Source organism: Pseudomonas sp. CCI1.1, assembly GCF_034348165.1.
Taxonomy (GTDB): domain Bacteria; phylum Pseudomonadota; class Gammaproteobacteria; order Pseudomonadales; family Pseudomonadaceae; genus Aquipseudomonas; species Aquipseudomonas paracarnis.
Window position 1 is genome coordinate 1,947,342 of sequence record NZ_CP133780.1, and the last position, 18,771, is coordinate 1,966,112.

Genomic DNA, 18,771 nt, shown 5'->3' on the forward strand with positions numbered 1-18,771 from the left:
CAGTCGTTCCCACCTTAGCAGCGCATTCACCCTACCGCCACGCTGGCCCCCGTCCGACTTGTCGGCTAGCATCGCCCTTTTGCCAGACTGGACTGCCGACCATGAAAATCGTCTCCTTCAATATCAACGGGCTGCGTGCTCGCCCTCATCAGTTGGCGGCGCTGATTGAAAAGCATCAACCGGACGTGATCGGTTTGCAGGAAACCAAGGTCCACGATGATCAGTTCCCGTTGGCTGAAGTGCAGGCCCTGGGTTATCACGTGTACTACCACGGGCAGAAAGGCCATTACGGCGTGGCGCTGCTCTCGCGCCAGCCGGCCTTGAGCATGCACAAAGGTTTTGCCAGCGATGAAGAAGATGCCCAACGCCGGTTTATCTGGGGCACCTTCGCCGATGAAAACGGCCACCCAGTGACCATCATGAACGGCTACTTCCCCCAGGGCGAAAGCCGCGACCACCCAACCAAGTTCCCGGCCAAACAGCGCTTCTATGCAGACTTGCAGCACTTGCTGGAAACCCAGTTCAGCAATGACCAGGCACTGGTGGTGATGGGCGACGTGAACATTTCCCCAGAGGACTGCGACATCGGCATTGGCGCCGACAACGCCAAGCGCTGGCTGAAAACCGGCAAGTGCAGCTTCCTGCCGGAAGAACGCGAGTGGATGGCACGCTTGAAGAACTGGGGCCTGGTCGACAGCTTCCGCCACCTCAACCCGGACGTGACCGACCGTTTCAGTTGGTTCGATTACCGCAGCCGTGGCTTTGAGGACGAGCCCAAGCGCGGGCTGCGCATCGACGTGATCTTGGCGTCCACCGGGTTGGTGCCACGGGTCAAGGACGCCGGGGTGGATTATGATTTGCGTGGGCTGGAGAAACCGTCGGACCATGCGCCGATCTGGTTGGAACTGAGCTGACAGTTGGCTTGGTGAAGATCTGAATGTGGGAGCGGGCTTGCCCGCGAAGGCGGTGTGTCAGTCACCGCACCTGCTGCTGCACTCACGCTTTCGCAGGCAAGCCAGCTCCCACAGTTGATTTGTGTTGTGTTGGTCATATGACTGCAATCCAACTGACTTAATCTCCCGGCACTCCCTTGGCTTGAGAAGGTGCCGGCATGATGCTGCGCGTTCTGTTCCTGTGTTTTGCAATCGCACTCCCCGCCGTGGCGGCCCCTCTGTCCATTCCCGACCAAGGCCCGGCCCTTCGCATCCAGGGCTCCAACACCATCGGCGCGGCACTCGGCCCGGCGCTGGTCAAAGGCTTGATGGAGTATCAGGGCTTGCAGGATGTGCGTGCTGAACCGGGTGCCGGGGTGAATGAGCAGCGCGTGGTCGGCAAGACACGCCAAGGCCAGACGGTCACGATCGAGGTCGCGGCCCACGGTTCCAGCACCGGCTTTGCGGCGCTGAAAAACAACCGCGCCGACCTCGCCGCAGCGTCCCGCCCGATCAACGACAGCGAGCTGGTGGACCTCGACCCCCTGGGGGACTTGAAAAGCCCAGGCGCCGAGCATGTGATCGCCATCGATGGCCTGGCAATCATCGTTAACCCGCGCAACCCGCTCGGTACGCTGAACACCGAGCAATTGGCGCAGATCTTCAACGGCGAGGTCAGCACCTGGGAGGCGCTGGGAGGTACAGGCGGGCCCATTCATTTATATGCCCGGGATGATCAATCCGGCACCTTCGACACCTTCCGCGAACTGGTGCTGAGCCGCCGCGGCCAACCGCTTGCACCCTCGGCCAAGCGCTTTGAATCCAGCGAACAGCTGTCCGATGCGGTGAGCCAGGACCCCCAGGGCATCGGTTTTATCGGCCTGCCCTCTGTGCGCCAGGCCAAGGCGCTGGCGATTGTCGACGGCGACTCGCAACCGATGTTGCCGCTGACCAGCCTGATCGCCACCGAGGATTACCCGCTGTCACGTCGGCTGTTCTTCTACTTGCCGCCCTCTTCCCGCAACCCATGGGCCAAGGCGTTGGTGGAGTTTTCCCAAGGCAGCAAGGGCCAGGCGATTGTGGCTGCCAATGGCTTCATCGCCCAGCAGGTGCAAGCGATCGGTGTCGCGCCGCGCCCGCCGATGCCCGACGACTACCAGGCCATCGCCCGAGACGCTCAGCGCCTGACGGTGAATTTTCGCTTCGACGAGGGCAGCGCCAGCCTCGACAATAAAGCGCGCCAGGATGTGCAGCGGGTGGTCGCCTATATCAGAAGCCACGGCAAGCTGAATAAACAGGTGACGCTGGTGGGGTTTGGCGATACCAAGAATGATCCGCAACGTGCGGCGCTGCTATCGAAGTTGCGGGCGATGGCAGTGCGCCGAGAGCTGGTCAAGAGCGGCGTGGTGCTCAAGGATATTCGCGGGTTTGGCGCGCAGATGCCGGTGGCGGCCAATACTGCGGATGAAGGCCGGATCAAGAATCGGCGAGTGGAGGTTTGGGTGTACTGAAGATCGTTCCCACGCTCCGCGTGGGAATGCCGCTCTGGACGCTCCGCGTCCGCTCTTGAGAGGGTGACGCAGAGCGTCACGGGAGGCGTTCCCACGCAGAGCGTGGGAACGATCATCGGTGTTACTGCCCGCCGCGCATCAATTCCCGCGGCACATATTTGCCAATCTCGAACTTGCCAATCGCCGCACGGTGCACTTCGTCCGGGCCGTCGGCCAGGCGCAGGGTGCGTTGCATGGCGTACATATAGGCCAGCGGAAAATCATTGGACACCCCGGCGCCGCCGTGCATCTGGATCGCGCGGTCGATGACCTTCAAGGCCACATTCGGCGCCACCACCTTGATCTGGGCGATTTCGCTTTTCGCCACTTTGTTACCCACGGTGTCCATCATGTACGCCGCTTTCAAGGTCAACAGGCGCGCCATGTCAATTTCCATGCGTGAGTCGGCGATCTTGTCGATATTGCCGCCCAATCGCGCCAAAGGCTTGCCGAAGGCAGTGCGGCTGACCGAGCGTTTGCACATCAACTCCAATGCGCGTTCGGCCATGCCGACCGAACGCATGCAGTGGTGGATACGGCCAGGGCCAAGGCGGCCCTGGGCGATCTCGAAGCCACGGCCTTCGCCCAGCAACACGTTTTCATAAGGCACGCGCACATTGTCGAACAGCACTTCGGCATGGCCGTGGGGCGCATCGTCGTAACCGAATACCGGCAGCGGCCGCAGGATTTTCACACCTGGGGTATCGACCGGCACCAGGATCATCGAGTGCTGCTGGTGACGCGGTGCATCGGGGTTGCTCAGGCCCATGAAGATCAGGATCTTGCAGCGCGGGTCGCAGGCGCCGGAGGTCCACCACTTCTTGCCGTTGATCACCCACTCGTCGCCCTGGCGTTCGGCGCGGGCGGCCATGTTGGTGGCGTCCGAGGACGCCACGTCCGGTTCGGTCATGGCAAAAGCCGAGCGAATCTCGCCGCGCAGCAAGGGTTCGAGCCAACGCTGCTTCTGTTCTTCGTTGGCGTAGCGCACCAGCACTTCCATATTGCCGGTGTCGGGAGCGGAGCAGTTGAATGGCTCCGGGCCCAGCAACGAGCGGCCCATGATTTCCGCCAAGGGTGCGTATTCCAGGTTGCTCAGGCCGGCGCCCAGTTCGGATTCCGGCAGGAACAGGTTCCACAAGCCCTCGGCCTTCGCCTTGGCCTTGAGCTCTTCCATGATTGCCGTGGGCTGCCAGCGATCACCTTCGCTGACTTGGCGTTCGAACACCGGTTCGGCTGGGTAGACATAAGCGTCCATGAACGCAGTGACGCGTTCACGCAGTTCCTGAACCTTGGGCGAATAGGCGAAATCCATGAGCAGCTCCCTTCTCTGAGAGGTTGTTTAGGTCATGCATTCGATGCTAGAACAGCGCTCATAATTTACCTAGCCTATTCTCGCCGTGTATTAACATTCATCACCGATATATGATCGGCGTATGAGCACCTCACAATAAGAGCGCAACGAAATGAATCTGAGCAAGGTCGATCTCAACCTCTTCATCGTCTTTGATGCGATCTACACCGAAGCCAACCTGACCCGCGCCGGGCAGATCGTCGGTATCACCCAGCCGGCGGTGTCCAACGCCCTGGCACGGTTGCGCGAGACCTTCAACGACCCGCTGTTCGTGCGCACCGCCCAAGGCATGGTGCCCACGCCCATGGCGCAGAATATTATCGGCCCGGTGCGCAATGCGTTGTCGTTGTTGCGCGTGTCGGTGCAGGAAAGCCGCATCTTCAACCCGCAGCAGGCGGCCAAGACCTACCGCATCAGCATGACCGACCTGACCGAGGCCGTGATCCTGCCGCTGCTGTTCCAGCGCCTGCGTCGCCTGGCGCCGACCGTGGTGATCGAGAGTTTCCTGTCCAAACGCCGCGAAACCACCAAGGAACTGGCCGCCGGGCGCCTGGATTTTGCCGTGGATGCGCCGCTCAATACCGACCCGCAGGTGCGTCACGTCAAGCTGATGGAAGACCGCTACGTGTGTGCCATGCGCAAGGGCCACCCGATGGCGGGCAAGGATAAATTCACGCTGGATGATTACCTGTCGCTGACCCATATCCATATTTCCAGCCGCCGCAACGGTTTGGGCTATGTGGACCTGGCCTTGGGCAAGATGGGCATTCAGCGCAAGATCGCCCTGCGTTCCCAGCATTACCTGATGGCCTCCCAGGTGCTGCAACAGACCGACATGGTGATGACCGTGCCCGAGCGTTTCGCTCGCCGTCATGAACTGCACTGGTTCCATTTGCCGGTCAACAACGTGCCGCCGGTGGAAACCCATTTGTACTGGCACGAAAGCACCGACCAGGACCCGGCGAACCGCTGGATGCGTGAACAGATGATCGAGTTGTGCCAGCAGGTGACGGCCCAGGAAAAGAAAGCCCAGCAGCCTTGACGTTTACGTCAACCTGCAATTAGCTTAGCGCCAAGACTTCCTTGAGCACCGCCATGAGCACCACCTACAGCATCTCCGACCTCGCCCGCGAGCTCGACATCACCACCCGCGCCATTCGTTTCTATGAAGAACAAGGCCTGCTGGCCCCCGAACGTCGGGGCCAGGAGCGCATTTACTCGGCGCGGGACAAGGTCAGCCTCAAGCTGATCCTGCGTGGCAAGCGCATCGGCTTCTCCCTGGCCGAATGCCGCGAACTGATCGAACTCTACGACCCCACCGGCGGCAACCAGATCCAACTCAACAGCATGCTGGCCAAGATCGCCGAACGCCGTGAACAGCTGGAACAACAACTGCTGGATATCGAACAGATGAAGCTGGAACTGGACACCGCTGAAGAGCGTTGCACCCAGGCCCTGGCGCAGACCATCAGCCAAGCCGGCCATTGAACAGAAGGTAACTGCCATGTCCCTCCCCTCCCACGTACGCCTGGTTGAAGTCGGCCCGCGCGACGGTTTGCAGAACGAAGCCCAGCCCATCAGCGTGGCGGATAAAGTCCGATTGGTAGACGCGTTGAGCGCCGCTGGCTTGAGCTATATCGAAGTCGGTAGTTTTGTCTCGCCCAAATGGGTGCCGCAAATGGCAGGTTCAGCCGAAGTGTTTGCGCAGATCCAGCGCAAGCCCGGCGTGACCTATGGCGCACTGGCACCGAACCTGCGTGGGTTCGAGGATGCGCTGGCGGCCGGGGTCAAGGAAGTCGCGGTGTTTGCGGCGGCGTCCGAGGCGTTCTCCCAGCGCAATATCAATTGTTCCATCAGCGAAAGCCTGGAGCGCTTCGCACCGATCATGGCCGCCGCCAAGCAGCACGGCGTCAGCGTGCGCGGTTATGTGTCCTGTGTGCTGGGTTGCCCCTATGAAGGCGAGATCGCCCCGGAGCAAGTGGCGGCCGTCGCCCGCGAGCTGTATGCCATGGGCTGCTATGAAGTGTCCCTGGGCGACACCATCGGTACCGGCACGGCGGGCGCTACCCGGCGCCTGTTCGAAGTGGTCGGCGCCCAAGTGCCACGGGACAAGCTGGCCGGGCATTTCCATGACACCTACGGGCAGGCCATCGCTAACATCTACGCCAGCCTGCTGGAAGGCATCACGGTGTTCGACAGCTCAATCGCAGGCCTGGGCGGCTGCCCTTACGCCAAAGGCGCCAGCGGTAACGTCGCCACCGAGGACGTGCTGTACCTGCTCAACGGCCTGGGCATCGACACGGGCATCGACCTGGAACGCTTGATTGGCGCCGGCCAGCAGATCAGCCAGGTGCTGGGACGGCCTACGGGTTCCCGCGTGGCGAAGGTGCGTAACGCAGGTGAGTAGCACAGCTGTGAGAATGTGTTACCGCTTCCCGGCATAACGGGTAACGCGGGAACAAAATCCGCCGTGCAAACTGAAAGAAAATACTGACAAAAAACCAACTCGTTGATTTTAAAGGCTTTTAAAAAGTTGGCACGCGTTCTGCTATCTCTATGGCATAACAAGAATAAAAAGCGCCAAACCTAATAAAAATAAGACGAAACGACTCTGACATAACAAAAACAACACGGCAGAGACGCAGCTAACAGATTTTTTTGGAGAAGATGTGCTTCCCAGGGTACGGCATGCCGCAACCCGCAACCGGATAGAGAAAAATAAAACTACCTCAGGTAGCTACCCACTGGTTGGATCGTTTACGAAGAAGCAGGTCAGCGTTCAAAAAAATACGTTTGCTCTTGACCCCGGATGGGGGTCGCCAAAAAAAAGCGGTACGGGCCACGGCTACCAAAAACAACAACAGGCCGCCCCTCAATAATAAGAAAAGAGCACGCAACGACAAATTAAAGGGGACCTTCGGGTCCCCTTTGTGCTTTCTGGGTTTCACTATTTGGGTGGCACAGCAGGTTCGCGGGGTATCAGGTAGATGTGGGCCGGCAGTCAGGCCGCCATCGCAGGCAAGCCAGCTCCCAGGGTTTGACGTTGTCAGCGCGCTTGCAGCTCCTGGATGGAAATCTCGCGCATCCGAAATTTCTGAATCTTGCCCGTCACCGTCATCGGAAACTCATCCACGATCTTGAAATACCTGGGCGTCTTGAAATGGGCGATGCGGTCCTTGCACCAGCTCAACAACTCCAACTCATTGGCCACCTGACCGGGATGGAACTTGATCCAGGCAACAATCTCTTCGCCATAACGCTCATCCGGGATGCCAACGATCTGCACGTCCGCCACCGCCGGGTGAGTAAAGAAAAACTCTTCCAGCTCCCGCGGGTAAACGTTCTCCCCCCCACGAATGATCATGTCCTTGTTACGCCCGGCAATGCACACGTAACCCTCCTCATCCATGGTCGCCAGGTCACCGGTATGCATCCAGCCGGCATCGTCGATGGCCTCACGAGTGCCTTCAGGGTTGTTCCAGTAACCCAGCATCACGCTGTAGCCCCGGGTGCACAGTTCACCGATCACGCCACGGGCCACGGTGTTACCGGCCTCGTCGACAATCTTGGTTTCCAGTTGCGGTTGGGTGCGGCCCACCGTGGTGACACGCCGTTCGATATCGTCATCTGCGCCGGTCTGCAGCGACACCGGGCTGGTTTCAGTCATGCCATAGGCAATCTGCACCTCTGCCATGTGCAGCTCATGGATGACCCGACGCATCACCTCGATCGGGCATGTCGCCCCGGCCATGATCCCGGTGCGCAGGCTGGACACCTCGAACTCGGCCCGGCGTGGGTGATCGAGCAGCGCGATAAACATAGTCGGCACGCCATATAAGCCGGTGGCTTGTTCTTCGGCGACGGCGCTCAGCGTCAGCAACGGGTCGAAGCCGTCATTGGGGTAGATCATGGTGGTGCCGTGGGTGATACAACCGAGATTGCCCATGACCATGCCGAAGCAGTGGTACAGCGGCACTGGGATCACCAGGCGGTCCCCTGCCGTCAGGCCCAGGCTTTCACCGACCATGTAACCGTTATTGAGGATGTTATGGTGACTGAGGGTGGCGCCCTTGGGGAAGCCGGTGGTGCCGGAGGTGTACTGGATATTCACGGGTTGATCGAAATGCAGGCTGGCCTGACGGCTTTGCAGTTGCTCGGGCGGCACGCCTGCGCCAAGGGCCGCCAACTGCGACCAGGGCATGAATTCAGGCGGCGGGCTGGGGTCCAGGCTGAGAAGGCCGCGCAGCTCGGGCTTCAGCGCCTGGAGCATGGCGTGGTAATCGGAGCTTTTGAACGAGCCGGCGCACACCAGCCATTGACAGCCGGATTGTTTGAGCACGTAGTCCAATTCGCTGCTGCGATAGGCCGGGTTGATATTGACCAGGATCACCCCGAGCTTGGCGCTTGCCACTTGGCAGATCAGCCACTCGGCACAGTTAGGCGCCCAGATACCCAGGCGGTCACCGGTTTGCATACCCAGGGCGAGGAACGCGCGGGCGTGTAGCTCAACCGTCTCGGCCAGCTGCCGCCAGGTGTAGCGCCGCTGCTGGTGGCGCACCACCAAGGCTTCGCCATCTGGATACTGCGCAACGGTGTGATCGAATGCCTGGCCAATGGTCATGGCCAGCAAGGTCTTGTCCTGGGAGCCACGGCTGTAGCTCGGGTGCAGTTGATCCATAACGACCCCTGTTATCTTTTTTGTAGGTTGACGTATACGTAAACTACGATTGACAGCGCCGTAACGCAAGCTTACGTTAACGTAAAGGTGAGCGCCCTCCTCCCGCGCCCCGCCCACACAACAACAAAGCTCACATTAAGGTGCCTGTCCATGAGTTACCCGTCCCTGAACTTCGCCCTCGGCGAGACCATCGACATGCTGCGCGACCAGGTGCAGTCCTTCGTGGCCAAGGAGATCGCACCGCGCGCGGCCCAGATCGACATCGACAACCTGTTCCCCGCCGACCTGTGGCGCAAGTTCGGCGACATGGGCCTGCTGGGCATCACCGTGCCCGAGGAATACGGCGGTGCCGGCCTGGGTTACCTGGCCCATGTGGTGAGCATGGAAGAAATCAGCCGTGGCTCGGCCTCGGTGGCGTTGTCCTACGGGGCGCACTCCAACCTGTGCGTCAACCAGATCAACCGCAACGGCAACCACGCACAAAAACTCAAGTACCTGCCCAAGCTGATCAGCGGCGAGCACATCGGCGCCCTGGCCATGAGCGAGCCGAATGCCGGTTCCGACGTGGTGTCGATGAAACTGCGCGCCGACAAGCGCGGCGACCATTACGTACTCAATGGCAGCAAGACCTGGATCACCAACGGCCCGGACGCCCATACCTATGTGATCTACGCCAAGACCGACCTGGAAAAAGGCCCCCACGGCATCACCGCCTTCATCGTCGAGCGCGACTGGAAAGGCTTCAGCCGCAGCAATAAATTCGACAAGCTGGGCATGCGCGGCTCCAACACCTGCGAGCTGTTTTTCGACGACGTCGAGGTACCCGAAGAAAACATCCTCGGCGTGCTCAATGGCGGCGTGAAAGTGTTGATGAGCGGCCTGGACTACGAGCGCGTGGTGCTCTCCGGAGGGCCTACCGGGATCATGCAGGCATGCATGGACTTGATCGTGCCCTACATCCACGACCGCAAGCAGTTCGGCCAGAGCATCGGCGAATTCCAGTTGATCCAGGGCAAGGTCGCCGACATGTACACCCAACTCAACGCCAGCCGCGCCTACCTCTACGCGGTGGCCCAGGCGTGCGAGCGTGGCGAGACCACGCGCAAGGACGCCGCGGGCGTGATCCTCTACAGCGCCGAGCGCGCCACGCAAATGGCCCTGGATGCGATCCAGATTCTGGGCGGCAATGGCTATATCAACGAATTCCCCGCCGGGCGCCTGTTGCGTGACGCCAAGCTCTACGAAATTGGTGCGGGCACCAGTGAGATTCGGCGGATGTTGATCGGTCGCGAACTGTTCAACGAAACCCGCTGAAGGAGCACGCCCATGGCCACCCTGCACACCCAGCTCAACCCGCGTTCTGCGGAATTTTCCGCCAACCGCGCGGCGATGCTTGAACAGGTCGACGCCCTGCACAGCCTGCTCGCCCATGTCCATCAAGGTGGCGGCGCCAAGGCCCAGGAACGCCACACCTCACGCGGCAAACTGTTACCCCGCGAGCGTATCAACCGTCTGCTCGACCCGGGCTCACCGTTTCTCGAGCTGAGCCAACTGGCCGCCCACCAGGTGTATGGCGAAGACGTCCCGGCTGCCGGGGTGATTGCCGGCATCGGCCGGGTGGAAGGCGTCGAATGCATGATCGTGGCCAACGATGCCACGGTCAAAGGCGGCTCCTATTACCCGCTGACCGTCAAAAAGCACCTGCGCGCCCAGACCATCGCCGAGCAGAACCGCCTGCCGTGCATCTACCTGGTGGACTCCGGCGGCGCCAACCTGCCGCGCCAGGACGAGGTGTTCCCCGACCGCGAGCACTTCGGGCGGATCTTCTTCAACCAGGCCAATATGAGCGCCCAGGGCATTCCCCAGATTGCCGTGGTGATGGGCTCGTGCACCGCCGGCGGCGCCTACGTGCCGGCCATGGCCGACGAAGCGATCATGGTGCGCCAGCAAGCCACCATCTTCCTCGCCGGCCCGCCGCTGGTGAAGGCCGCCACCGGTGAAGTGGTGAGCGCCGAAGACCTGGGCGGTGCCGATGTGCACTGCAAGGTCTCGGGCGTGGCCGACCACTATGCCGACAGCGATGAACACGCCCTGGCGCTGGCGCGGCGCAGCGTGGCCAACCTCAATTGGCGCAAGCAGGGTGAGCTGCTGCAACGCCCGCCGGTGGCGCCGCTGTACAGCAGCGAAGAGTTGTACGGCGTGATCCCGGCGGATGCCAAGCAACCCTTTGATGTGCGCGAAGTCATCGCACGGCTGGTGGACGGCTCGGTGTTCGATGAGTTCAAGGCCCTGTTCGGCACGACCCTGGTGTGCGGCTTTGCGCACTTGCATGGCTACCCGATAGCGATCCTGGCCAACAACGGCATCCTCTTCGCCGAAGCCGCGCAAAAAGGCGCGCACTTTATCGAACTGGCCTGCCAGCGCGGGATTCCGCTGCTGTTCCTGCAAAACATCACCGGCTTTATGGTCGGCCAGAAGTACGAAGCCGGCGGCATTGCCAAACACGGCGCCAAGCTGGTCACCGCCGTGGCGTGCGCCAAGGTGCCGAAATTCACCGTGATCATCGGCGGCAGCTTTGGTGCGGGTAACTATGGGATGTGTGGCCGCGCCTATGACCCGCGCTTTTTGTGGATGTGGCCCAACGCACGCATTGGCGTGATGGGGGCCGAACAGGCCGCCGGGGTGTTGGTGCAGGTCAAGCGCGAACAGGCTGAGCGCGCCGGCAACGGTTTCAGTGCCGAGGAGGAAGACGCGATCAAGCAGCCGATCCTCGACCAGTATGAAACCCAGGGCCACCCCTACTACTCCAGCGCGCGCTTGTGGGATGACGGCGTGATCGACCCGCTGCAGACCCGTGACGTGCTGGCCCTGGCCTTGTCCGCCGCACTGAACGCCCCCATCGAGCCGAGCCGCTTCGGCGTGTTCCGCATGTAGCCTGTAGGAGCGCGCCTGTTGTGGCGAGGGAGCTTGCTCCCGCTGACTGCGCAGCAGTCCCGGCTTTTTTGGGGGCGCTGTGCACCCCAGCGCAAGCAAGCTTGCTCGCCACAACAAGCTCGCTCCTACAGGAGGCCTCTCATTATTTCGGAGCTCCTTGCATGAGCGACTTCAACACCCTCGAACTGATCACTGACCGCCGTGGCTTTGCCACGCTGTGGCTCAGCCGCGAAGCCAAGAACAACGCGTTCAACGCGCAGATGATCCGCGAGCTGATCCTGGCCCTTGACCGCGTACAAGGCGACCCGTCCCTGCGCTTCCTGGTACTGCGCGGGCGTGGCAAGCACTTCAGCGCCGGTGCCGACCTGGCCTGGATGCAGCAATCGGCCGAGTTGGACTACCACACCAACCTGGACGACGCCCGGGAACTGGCAGAGCTGATGTACAACCTGTCCAAGCTGAAAATCCCCACGTTGGCGGTGGTGCAAGGCGCGGCCTACGGGGGCGCGCTGGGCCTGATCAGCTGCTGTGACATGGCCATCGGTGCCGACGACGCGCAGTTCTGCCTGTCGGAAGTGCGTATCGGCCTGGCGCCGGCGGTGATCAGCCCGTTCGTGGTGCAGGCCATCGGCGAACGCGCTGCCCGTCGTTATGCACTGACAGCCGAGCGGTTCGGCGGCCAGCGCGCACGGGAGATCGGCTTGCTGGCGGACAGTTATCCGGCCGAGAGCCTGGATCAACAGGTGGACCTGTGGGTCACCAACCTGCTGCAAAACAGCCCGGCGGCCATGCGTGCCAGTAAGGATTTGCTGCGCGAAGTGGGCAACGGTGCCCTCACCCCCGCATTGCGACGCTATTGCGAAAATGCCATAGCGCGTATTCGGGTGAGCGCCGAGGGCCAGGAAGGTTTGCGCGCGTTTCTGCAAAAGCGTGCGCCAAGTTGGCAAAATCAGGAGCCACGCTCATGAGCACACTCACCACCGTTCTGGTGGCCAACCGTGGCGAGATCGCCTGCCGGGTCATGCGCACCGCCAAGGCCATGGGGTTGACCACCGTGGCTGTGCACAGCGCCATCGACCGCGATGCCCGCCATAGCCGTGAAGCCGATATCCGCGTCGACCTGGGCGGCAGCAAAGCCACCGACAGTTACCTGCAAATCGACAAGCTGATTGCCGCCGCCCACGCCAGCGGCGCACAGGCGATTCACCCCGGCTACGGCTTCCTTTCAGAAAACGCCGGCTTCGCCCGTGCCATCGAGGCGGCAGGCCTGATCTTCCTCGGCCCGCCCGCCTCGGCCATCGACGCCATGGGCAGCAAATCCGCGGCCAAGGCCCTGATGGAGACGGCTGGCGTACCTTTGGTACCGGGTTATCACGGCGAGGCCCAGGACCTGGAGACCTTCCGCGCCGCCTGTGAGCGTATCGGCTACCCGGTGCTGCTCAAGGCCACGGCGGGCGGCGGTGGCAAGGGTATGAAGGTGGTCGAGGACGTCAGCCAACTGGCCGAAGCCCTGGCCTCCGCCCAGCGTGAGGCGCTGTCGTCGTTCGGCAACGGGCAGATGCTGGTGGAGAAATACCTGCTCAAGCCGCGGCATGTCGAGATCCAAGTGTTTGCCGACCAGCAAGGTCATTGCCTGTACCTCAATGAGCGCGACTGCTCGATCCAGCGGCGCCATCAGAAAGTCGTGGAAGAAGCCCCGGCACCCGGCTTGAGTGTCGAGCAGCGCCGGGCCATGGGCGAAGCGGCCGTGCGCGCTGCCCAGGCCATCGGGTATGTGGGCGCAGGTACGGTGGAGTTTTTGCTGGATGCCCGTGGCGAGTTTTTCTTCATGGAGATGAACACGCGGTTGCAAGTGGAGCATCCGGTGACCGAAGCGATTACCGGCCTCGACCTGGTGGCCTGGCAGATCCGGGTGGCCCAGGGTGAGGCGCTACCGATCACGCAAGAACAGGTCGCGTTGAACGGTCATGCAATTGAAGTGCGGTTGTATGCCGAAGACCCGGCCAATGACTTTCTGCCCGCCACCGGGCACCTGGCGCTGTACCGCGAGTCCAGCCAGGGCCCTGGACGCCGCGTGGACAGTGGCGTCGAGCAAGGCGACAGCGTGTCGCCCTTCTACGACCCGATGCTCGGCAAGTTGATTGCCTGGGGTGAAGACCGCGAACAGGCGCGCCTGCGCTTATTGAGCATGCTGGATGAGTTTGCGGTCGGCGGGCTCAAGACCAACCTGGGCTTTTTGCGGCGCATCATCGGGCACCCTGCGTTTGCCGCCGCCGAGTTGGACACCGGGTTTATCCCGCGCTATCAGGATGAGCTGTTGCCGACGCCAGGGGCCTTGAGCGATGAGTTCTGGCAGGCGGCGGGCTCGGCGTTTATGCAGAGCTTGCCGGCGGGTGACGGGCCTTGGGCCAATCGCCAGGGCTTTCGTGCGGGCCTGCCTGCCGAGGTGTCGCTGCACCTGAGCTGCAATGGGCAGGATCGGTTGGTGACACTGACCGGGCAACCGTCTCAGTTATGCGGCGAACAGTTGCTGACTGAACATCAGGGCGTGCGCCGTGCTCATCTGGCGGTGCGCAGTGAAGGCAGCCTGTACCTGCGTTGGGACGGCGAGATGCATGCCGTCAGCCTGTTCGACCCGATTGCGGCGGTCGAAGCCAGTCAATCTCATCAGGGCGGCCTCACCGCACCGATGAACGGCAGCATCGTGCGAGTACTTGTGGAGGTGGGCCAAACTGTTGAAGCCGGCGCTCAACTGGTGGTGCTCGAAGCCATGAAGATGGAGCACAGTATCCGGGCGCCCCACGCCGGGGTGGTCAAGGCGCTGTTCTGCCAGGAAGGTGAAATGGTGGCAGAAGGCAGCGCGCTGGTGGAGCTTGAAACGGCCGGCTAGAACTTCGCCGTGGCTTGCACCACCACACCCAGGAGGCGGCAGCCGTCGGTGAGCAGCACCTTGGGGTAAGTGGGGTTGAGCGGCACCAGGTAGTGCTGGCCGCTTTCTTCCTGCAATCGGCGAAAGGTGGCCTGGGGGGTGCCAGCCCATTGGGCCACCACCAGCCTGCCGGGCTCGGGCGCGATGGCCGGGTCAACCAGTACCATCATGCCAGCCGCAATGCTCATGCCCGTGGGGGCGGTCATGGCGTCTCCCGTCACCGGCAGCCAGAATGCCTCGCCTCGGGCGTGGTAATCGGTCAATTCGTAGCGCTCGGTGCTATAAGGCGCACGCTCTTCACGCAGCTCGCAGGCCTGCTTCCAGTCGCTGACCGGGTAGCGGAAATACGGGTTGTAGTGCGCTTCCCGTTCAGGCACTTGCGCGGCCCGTTCACGAATCTCCAGCGCCACCTCCAAATACCCCAACCCCAGTTCGGCCAGCACGCGGTTCATGTCCGCCAGGCTCGGCACGCGGCGTTTATTGAGCCAATGGCCGATGCCGCCCTGGGACATCCCCAGGCGCTGCGCCAGTTCATCCTGCGTGACCTTGCGGTCTTTCATGTTGGCTTTGACCAACGCTATCCAGTTATCCATGGCGCATCACAATACGGCGCCCATTTTTGCGGGCAATAAACAGTTTGTAGTAATCCATAAAACGACAGGAATACGATACGTACTATCATCAAGCCCAAGGATTTCGACACCCACCGGAGTACTGCCGCTTATGACGACCCGCACGCACCCAACGCCCGACACATCCGAACTGACTGAAGTAAACGACATGTGCAACAGTGGCGCGGCCCAGCGCGCACTGGACTACTACTTGAAAGAAAATCGGTCGACGCCGGATTCGGACGGGGCCATGTTCGCGATCAAATCCGATGTCAGCCAGGAGGAAGCCCTGATACACGCCTCGGACCTGTTGCGCAGTGCAGCGGCAACCGCCTACGAGTCGGCGTGCAGCCATCAGGGCAACCAACGCGACCTGGCGTTTTCAGTGGTGTATTTGATCGATATGGCGAAGGCGATGGTGGAGCGGTCGTTGCAAGCGCCCAGAGCGGCGGCAAACGCGTAGCAGGCATGAAAGAAAAATATTTCTATCCCACGGATAAAAACATTTGACTTGCAAATGATAATGATTATTATTGGGCTCAGCTGATCGCAAGATCAGTCGATAGACCAAGAGACCTTAGGTCGGACTCTTGGAATATCTCCTCATCAGGCTAATCACGGTTTTTGACCCGGCTCTTTGGCCGGGTCTTTTTTTTGCCAGTTTTCCTGGCGTGGCTTCAGGCTAATGAAGACTGTGTGTTGCTTGATGCCGCGCATGGTAGCAAAAGACTATCGCCCAACGAAAGTCGTCCGAGTGCTCTAGCGCGTATCTCTGCGAATTAGCGCTTGAGAATCAATCTCATAGACTCTAAGCTGCGGCGGCGTCAGGGATGACGCCCCCTCCCCCTGCAACAATTTTTGCATCCAGGTTTTACCGAACGCCTGTGTAAGATAGCCGCCACATCACTCATATTCAGGCAACCAGACTATGACCGTGGCCTTGACCTCCATCAAGATCAGCACCGACTTCGACAGCGGCAACATCCAGGTCCTGGATGCCAGCGACGCTTATCAGTTGTTGCTGGCAATCAATCCCGACACCCGCAGCGATCACTACCAATGGTTCCACTTCAAGGCCGAAGGCATGCACGTGGGGCACACCCACACCTTTCGCTTGAGCAACGCAGGGCGCTCGTCCTACAAGCATGCCTGGAGCGGTTACAACGCCGTGGCGTCCTATGACCATATCAACTGGTTCCGGGTACCGACGCGCTTTGATGGCGAGATCCTGCACATCACCCTCCAGACCCGGCAAAAGTACGCCTGGTTTGCCTACTTCGAGCCCTACAGCCGTGAACGTCATGACTGGTTGATCGAGCAAGCCCTGAAGTACGCCGGGGTCACCCTGCTAGCCACCGGCAAGAGCGCTGAAGGCCGCGATATCCAACTGCTGCGCCGTGGCAAAGGGATCGAAGGCCGGCGCAAGGTGTGGATCATCGCCCAGCAGCACCCCGGCGAGCACATGGCCGAGTGGTTTATGGAGGGCGTGATTGAGCGCCTGCAAAAGGACGGCGACGACGAACTGAAAAAACTGCTGGCCGTCGCAGACCTGTACCTGGTACCGAACATGAACCCGGATGGCGCCTTCCATGGCCACCTGCGCACCAACGCCATGGGCCAGGACCTTAACCGCGCATGGCAAAGCGCCAGCCAGGAACTCAGCCCGGAAGTCCTGTTCGTCCAGCAACAGATGGAAAAATACGGCGTGGATATGTTCCTCGACATCCACGGCGATGAAGAAATCCCCTACGTGTTCACCGCCGCCTGCGAAGGCAACCCCGGCTACACGCCGCGCATCGAAGCCCTGGAAAAACATTTCCGCAGCCATTTGAGCCACCTGACCCGAGACTTCCAGACCACCCACGGCTACACCCGCGACCTGCCTGGCCAAGCCAACATGACCCTGGCCTGCAACGCGGTGGGGGAAAAGTACGACTGCCTGTCCCTGACCCTGGAAATGCCTTTCAAGGACAACGACGACGCACCCAACCTGCGAACTGGCTGGTCAGGCGATCGTTCGAAACAGTTGGGCAAGGACGTCTTGAGCAGCGTCGCTGATATCGTCGGGCGTTTGCGCTAACCCCTGAGGCGAGCTCTGGTGACGAGCGAGCTTGCTCGCCACCAGAAGCGGTCAATCCTTGCTGCCGGTCATGCTTTGCAAGACACCATCGCGGCGGATCAAACCGTGGAATAACGCGGCTGCCAGATGCACCAGCACGGTGAGAAACAGCAGATAGGCCAAATAACCGTGAGCCTTGCGCAACAACGCAAACAACGGCGCATTCGCCCCCAGCAGCGCGGGCAGTTGCAGGTTACTACTGAGCATCACCGGGTCACCGGCCGCTGAAATCATCGCCCAACCCAGCAGCGGCAACACCAGCATCAACGCGTACAACAGCACATGAGAGGCCTTGGCTGCCAGCCTTTGCCACACCGGCAAATCCGCTGGTAACGGCGGCTGGCGGGTGGAAAAACGTACCGCCAGGCGCACGATCACCAGTGCCAGAATCGCAATGCCCAGCGGCTTGTGCAGGTGGATCAGCCATTCATGACGCTCCGACACCGACGCAGCCAAACCCGCGCCGATAAACAGCATGGCGATGACCATCAACGCCATCAGCCAGTGCAGCACGCGCGCCAGGGGCGCAAAAAACCGTGGTTGAGCATTCATGGCTTCGACTCCTGAGGAGCGCTGTGCAACGGGCTGACTTCACCGGCGCGGCGCAGGTACGAACTGGCATACGCGGCCGAACGTGCGGCCAGCAAGGGGTCGTTGGAGGCTTGGATACCACTGGGCAGAATCAACGGGTCAAAGTTGATATCGCGGCAATCACCGTCTGCCTGGGGCTGGCTGCTTTGCAACACCAACGTGCCGGCGTTGAGTACCTTGTGCGCGCCGGTCCAGGTCTTGCTTGCGTCGTCCAGCGGGTCGCCGGGGTTGGCCAGGGTCATGTTCAACTGCCAACGCAAGGGCCCGGCAGCCAGGCGTCGCACCAAATCCTGCTCCAGGAAGTCACTGCCAGCAGGTGCGGTATCACCCGCCGCATCCTGGCTCTGGGGCGCCACCTCCCAACGCACGGCCTGGCGCGTACCATCGGCAGCCACTAGGTAAAACGCGTTGATGCCGTTATAGGTTTCAGTCGCATAACTGGCCGATGGCTTGGCGGTCTTGACCCAGGCCAGGAATGGCGCGGTCTCCGGGTGTGCGGCAAAAAAAGCCGGCATGCTCGACGGGTTCGGCTTGCCAGTGGCCGGGTCTGGCGCGCCGGCCTTGAGCAACTGGTAGAACGCCTCGGGCGTGCCCACCGGGAACACCGGCATGCTGTTCATCCCTGTACGCCATTGCTGGCCGTTGGCCTGGCTGAACTGCACGGCGAAACTGCGAATCGGCACACTGCTGTCCGGCGCGTAGGGGTTGCCGCTGGGCAAGGCAAAGCGGCCGATGATCGGAGTCTTGGCCTCGCTGAACACCTGGGCGTTGGAATAGGCACGGACCTCGGTACTACTCTGGAAATAACCCGCCACGCATACGCCCTTGGCATGGTTACGGCGAAAGCCCGGATGCACGCCGTTATTGGTTTCCAGAGCATTGACCAAGGTTTTTGGCCGCAGGCGTTGTGGGTCGAGCGTGCCATTGACGTAGGCAAATGCCCCGGCAACAACCGCAACCACGGCACCGATGCCGGCAAGTCGTGCGATCAGGCTCGCAGTGCTCAAGGGAGGACGGGGTGGTGATGAGTGATCTACCATGCAGGAACTCCAGGGCCAGAGGCCTCAGGCTGAAAC

At 61.3% G+C, this 18,771-nt stretch carries 16 protein-coding genes; 11 read left to right on the forward strand and 5 right to left on the reverse strand.

Annotated features, from left to right (window positions below; all coding sequences use genetic code 11):
* Window positions 1-101 precede the first annotated feature (101 nt).
* A complete protein-coding gene (gene xthA / locus RHM69_RS08330; RefSeq protein ID WP_038450559.1) occupies window positions 102-914 on the forward strand; it encodes an exodeoxyribonuclease III in 813 nt (270 codons plus the stop codon).
* A 197-nt stretch (window positions 915-1,111) separates the two neighbouring features.
* On the forward strand, window positions 1,112-2,443 hold the full coding sequence (locus RHM69_RS08335) for a substrate-binding domain-containing protein (RefSeq protein ID WP_166406080.1): 1,332 nt from the start codon (window positions 1,112-1,114) through the stop codon (window positions 2,441-2,443).
* A 121-nt stretch (window positions 2,444-2,564) separates the two neighbouring features.
* Here the strand turns inward: RHM69_RS08335 and RHM69_RS08340 are convergent, their stop codons facing one another.
* Window positions 2,565-3,794, reverse strand: coding sequence for an acyl-CoA dehydrogenase (locus tag RHM69_RS08340; RefSeq protein WP_014718951.1), 1,230 nt, complete (start codon window positions 3,792-3,794; stop codon window positions 2,565-2,567).
* Window positions 3,795-3,945: 151 nt separating this feature from the next.
* Here RHM69_RS08340 and RHM69_RS08345 point away from each other — a divergent pair, with 151 nt between their 5' ends.
* The 3 genes from RHM69_RS08345 to RHM69_RS08355 are packed head-to-tail and all read left to right on the forward strand — an operon-like array spanning window position 3,946 to window position 6,240.
* Window positions 3,946-4,875 (forward strand): LysR family transcriptional regulator, encoded by a 930-nt coding sequence (locus RHM69_RS08345; protein ID WP_014718952.1) that lies wholly within the window; start codon window positions 3,946-3,948, stop codon window positions 4,873-4,875.
* Between the two features lie 53 nt (window positions 4,876-4,928).
* Complete coding sequence (locus tag RHM69_RS08350; protein WP_003192195.1) at window positions 4,929-5,321, forward strand: MerR family transcriptional regulator; 393 nt, start codon at window positions 4,929-4,931, stop codon at window positions 5,319-5,321.
* Window positions 5,322-5,337: 16 nt separating this feature from the next.
* Entirely contained in the window at window positions 5,338-6,240 is a 903-nt protein-coding gene (locus tag RHM69_RS08355; protein WP_014718953.1) for a hydroxymethylglutaryl-CoA lyase, read from the forward strand.
* Between the two features lie 639 nt (window positions 6,241-6,879).
* Here the strand turns inward: RHM69_RS08355 and RHM69_RS08360 are convergent.
* Complete coding sequence (locus tag RHM69_RS08360; RefSeq protein WP_019819446.1) at window positions 6,880-8,511, reverse strand: AMP-binding protein; 1,632 nt, start codon at window positions 8,509-8,511, stop codon at window positions 6,880-6,882.
* A gap of 150 nt (window positions 8,512-8,661) precedes the next feature.
* Here RHM69_RS08360 and RHM69_RS08365 point away from each other — a divergent pair, with 150 nt between their 5' ends.
* From RHM69_RS08365 to RHM69_RS08380, 4 genes are all read left to right on the forward strand, one after another.
* On the forward strand, window positions 8,662-9,825 hold the full coding sequence (locus RHM69_RS08365) for an isovaleryl-CoA dehydrogenase (RefSeq protein WP_019819448.1): 1,164 nt from the start codon (window positions 8,662-8,664) through the stop codon (window positions 9,823-9,825).
* Between the two features lie 12 nt (window positions 9,826-9,837).
* Window positions 9,838-11,445 (forward strand): carboxyl transferase domain-containing protein, encoded by a 1,608-nt coding sequence (locus RHM69_RS08370; RefSeq protein WP_019819450.1) that lies wholly within the window; start codon window positions 9,838-9,840, stop codon window positions 11,443-11,445.
* 161 nt (window positions 11,446-11,606) lie between these two features.
* Window positions 11,607-12,413 carry a gamma-carboxygeranoyl-CoA hydratase gene (locus tag RHM69_RS08375; RefSeq protein ID WP_014718957.1) on the forward strand — a complete coding sequence of 269 codons (807 nt, stop codon included), beginning with the start codon at window positions 11,607-11,609 and terminating at the stop codon, window positions 12,411-12,413.
* Complete coding sequence (locus RHM69_RS08380; RefSeq protein WP_032902817.1) at window positions 12,410-14,335, forward strand: acetyl/propionyl/methylcrotonyl-CoA carboxylase subunit alpha; 1,926 nt, start codon at window positions 12,410-12,412, stop codon at window positions 14,333-14,335. The genes RHM69_RS08375 and RHM69_RS08380 overlap by 4 nt, the downstream gene beginning before the upstream one ends.
* On the opposite strand, the gene RHM69_RS08385 is transcribed toward RHM69_RS08380, so the two are convergent.
* Window positions 14,332-14,967, reverse strand: coding sequence for a LexA family protein (locus RHM69_RS08385; protein WP_200599262.1), 636 nt, complete (start codon window positions 14,965-14,967; stop codon window positions 14,332-14,334). The genes RHM69_RS08380 and RHM69_RS08385 overlap by 4 nt on opposite strands.
* Window positions 14,968-15,154: 187 nt before the next feature.
* On the opposite strand from RHM69_RS08385, the gene RHM69_RS08390 reads away from it, so the two are divergent.
* Entirely contained in the window at window positions 15,155-15,448 is a 294-nt protein-coding gene (locus RHM69_RS08390) for a DUF6124 family protein (protein WP_014718960.1), read from the forward strand.
* Window positions 15,449-15,913: 465 nt separating this feature from the next.
* Window positions 15,914-17,065 carry a M14-type cytosolic carboxypeptidase gene (locus RHM69_RS08395; RefSeq protein WP_014718961.1) on the forward strand — a complete coding sequence of 384 codons (1,152 nt, stop codon included), beginning with the start codon at window positions 15,914-15,916 and terminating at the stop codon, window positions 17,063-17,065.
* 51 nt (window positions 17,066-17,116) lie between these two features.
* Here RHM69_RS08395 and RHM69_RS08400 read toward each other — a convergent pair whose 3' ends face one another.
* Complete coding sequence (locus tag RHM69_RS08400) at window positions 17,117-17,656, reverse strand: cytochrome b (protein WP_200599263.1); 540 nt, start codon at window positions 17,654-17,656, stop codon at window positions 17,117-17,119.
* Window positions 17,653-18,735: a catalase family peroxidase gene (locus tag RHM69_RS08405; RefSeq protein ID WP_200599264.1), complete on the reverse strand. Its 1,083-nt coding sequence runs from the start codon at window positions 18,733-18,735 to the stop codon at window positions 17,653-17,655. The genes RHM69_RS08400 and RHM69_RS08405 overlap by 4 nt, the downstream gene beginning before the upstream one ends.
* Window positions 18,736-18,771: the final 36 nt, after the last annotated feature.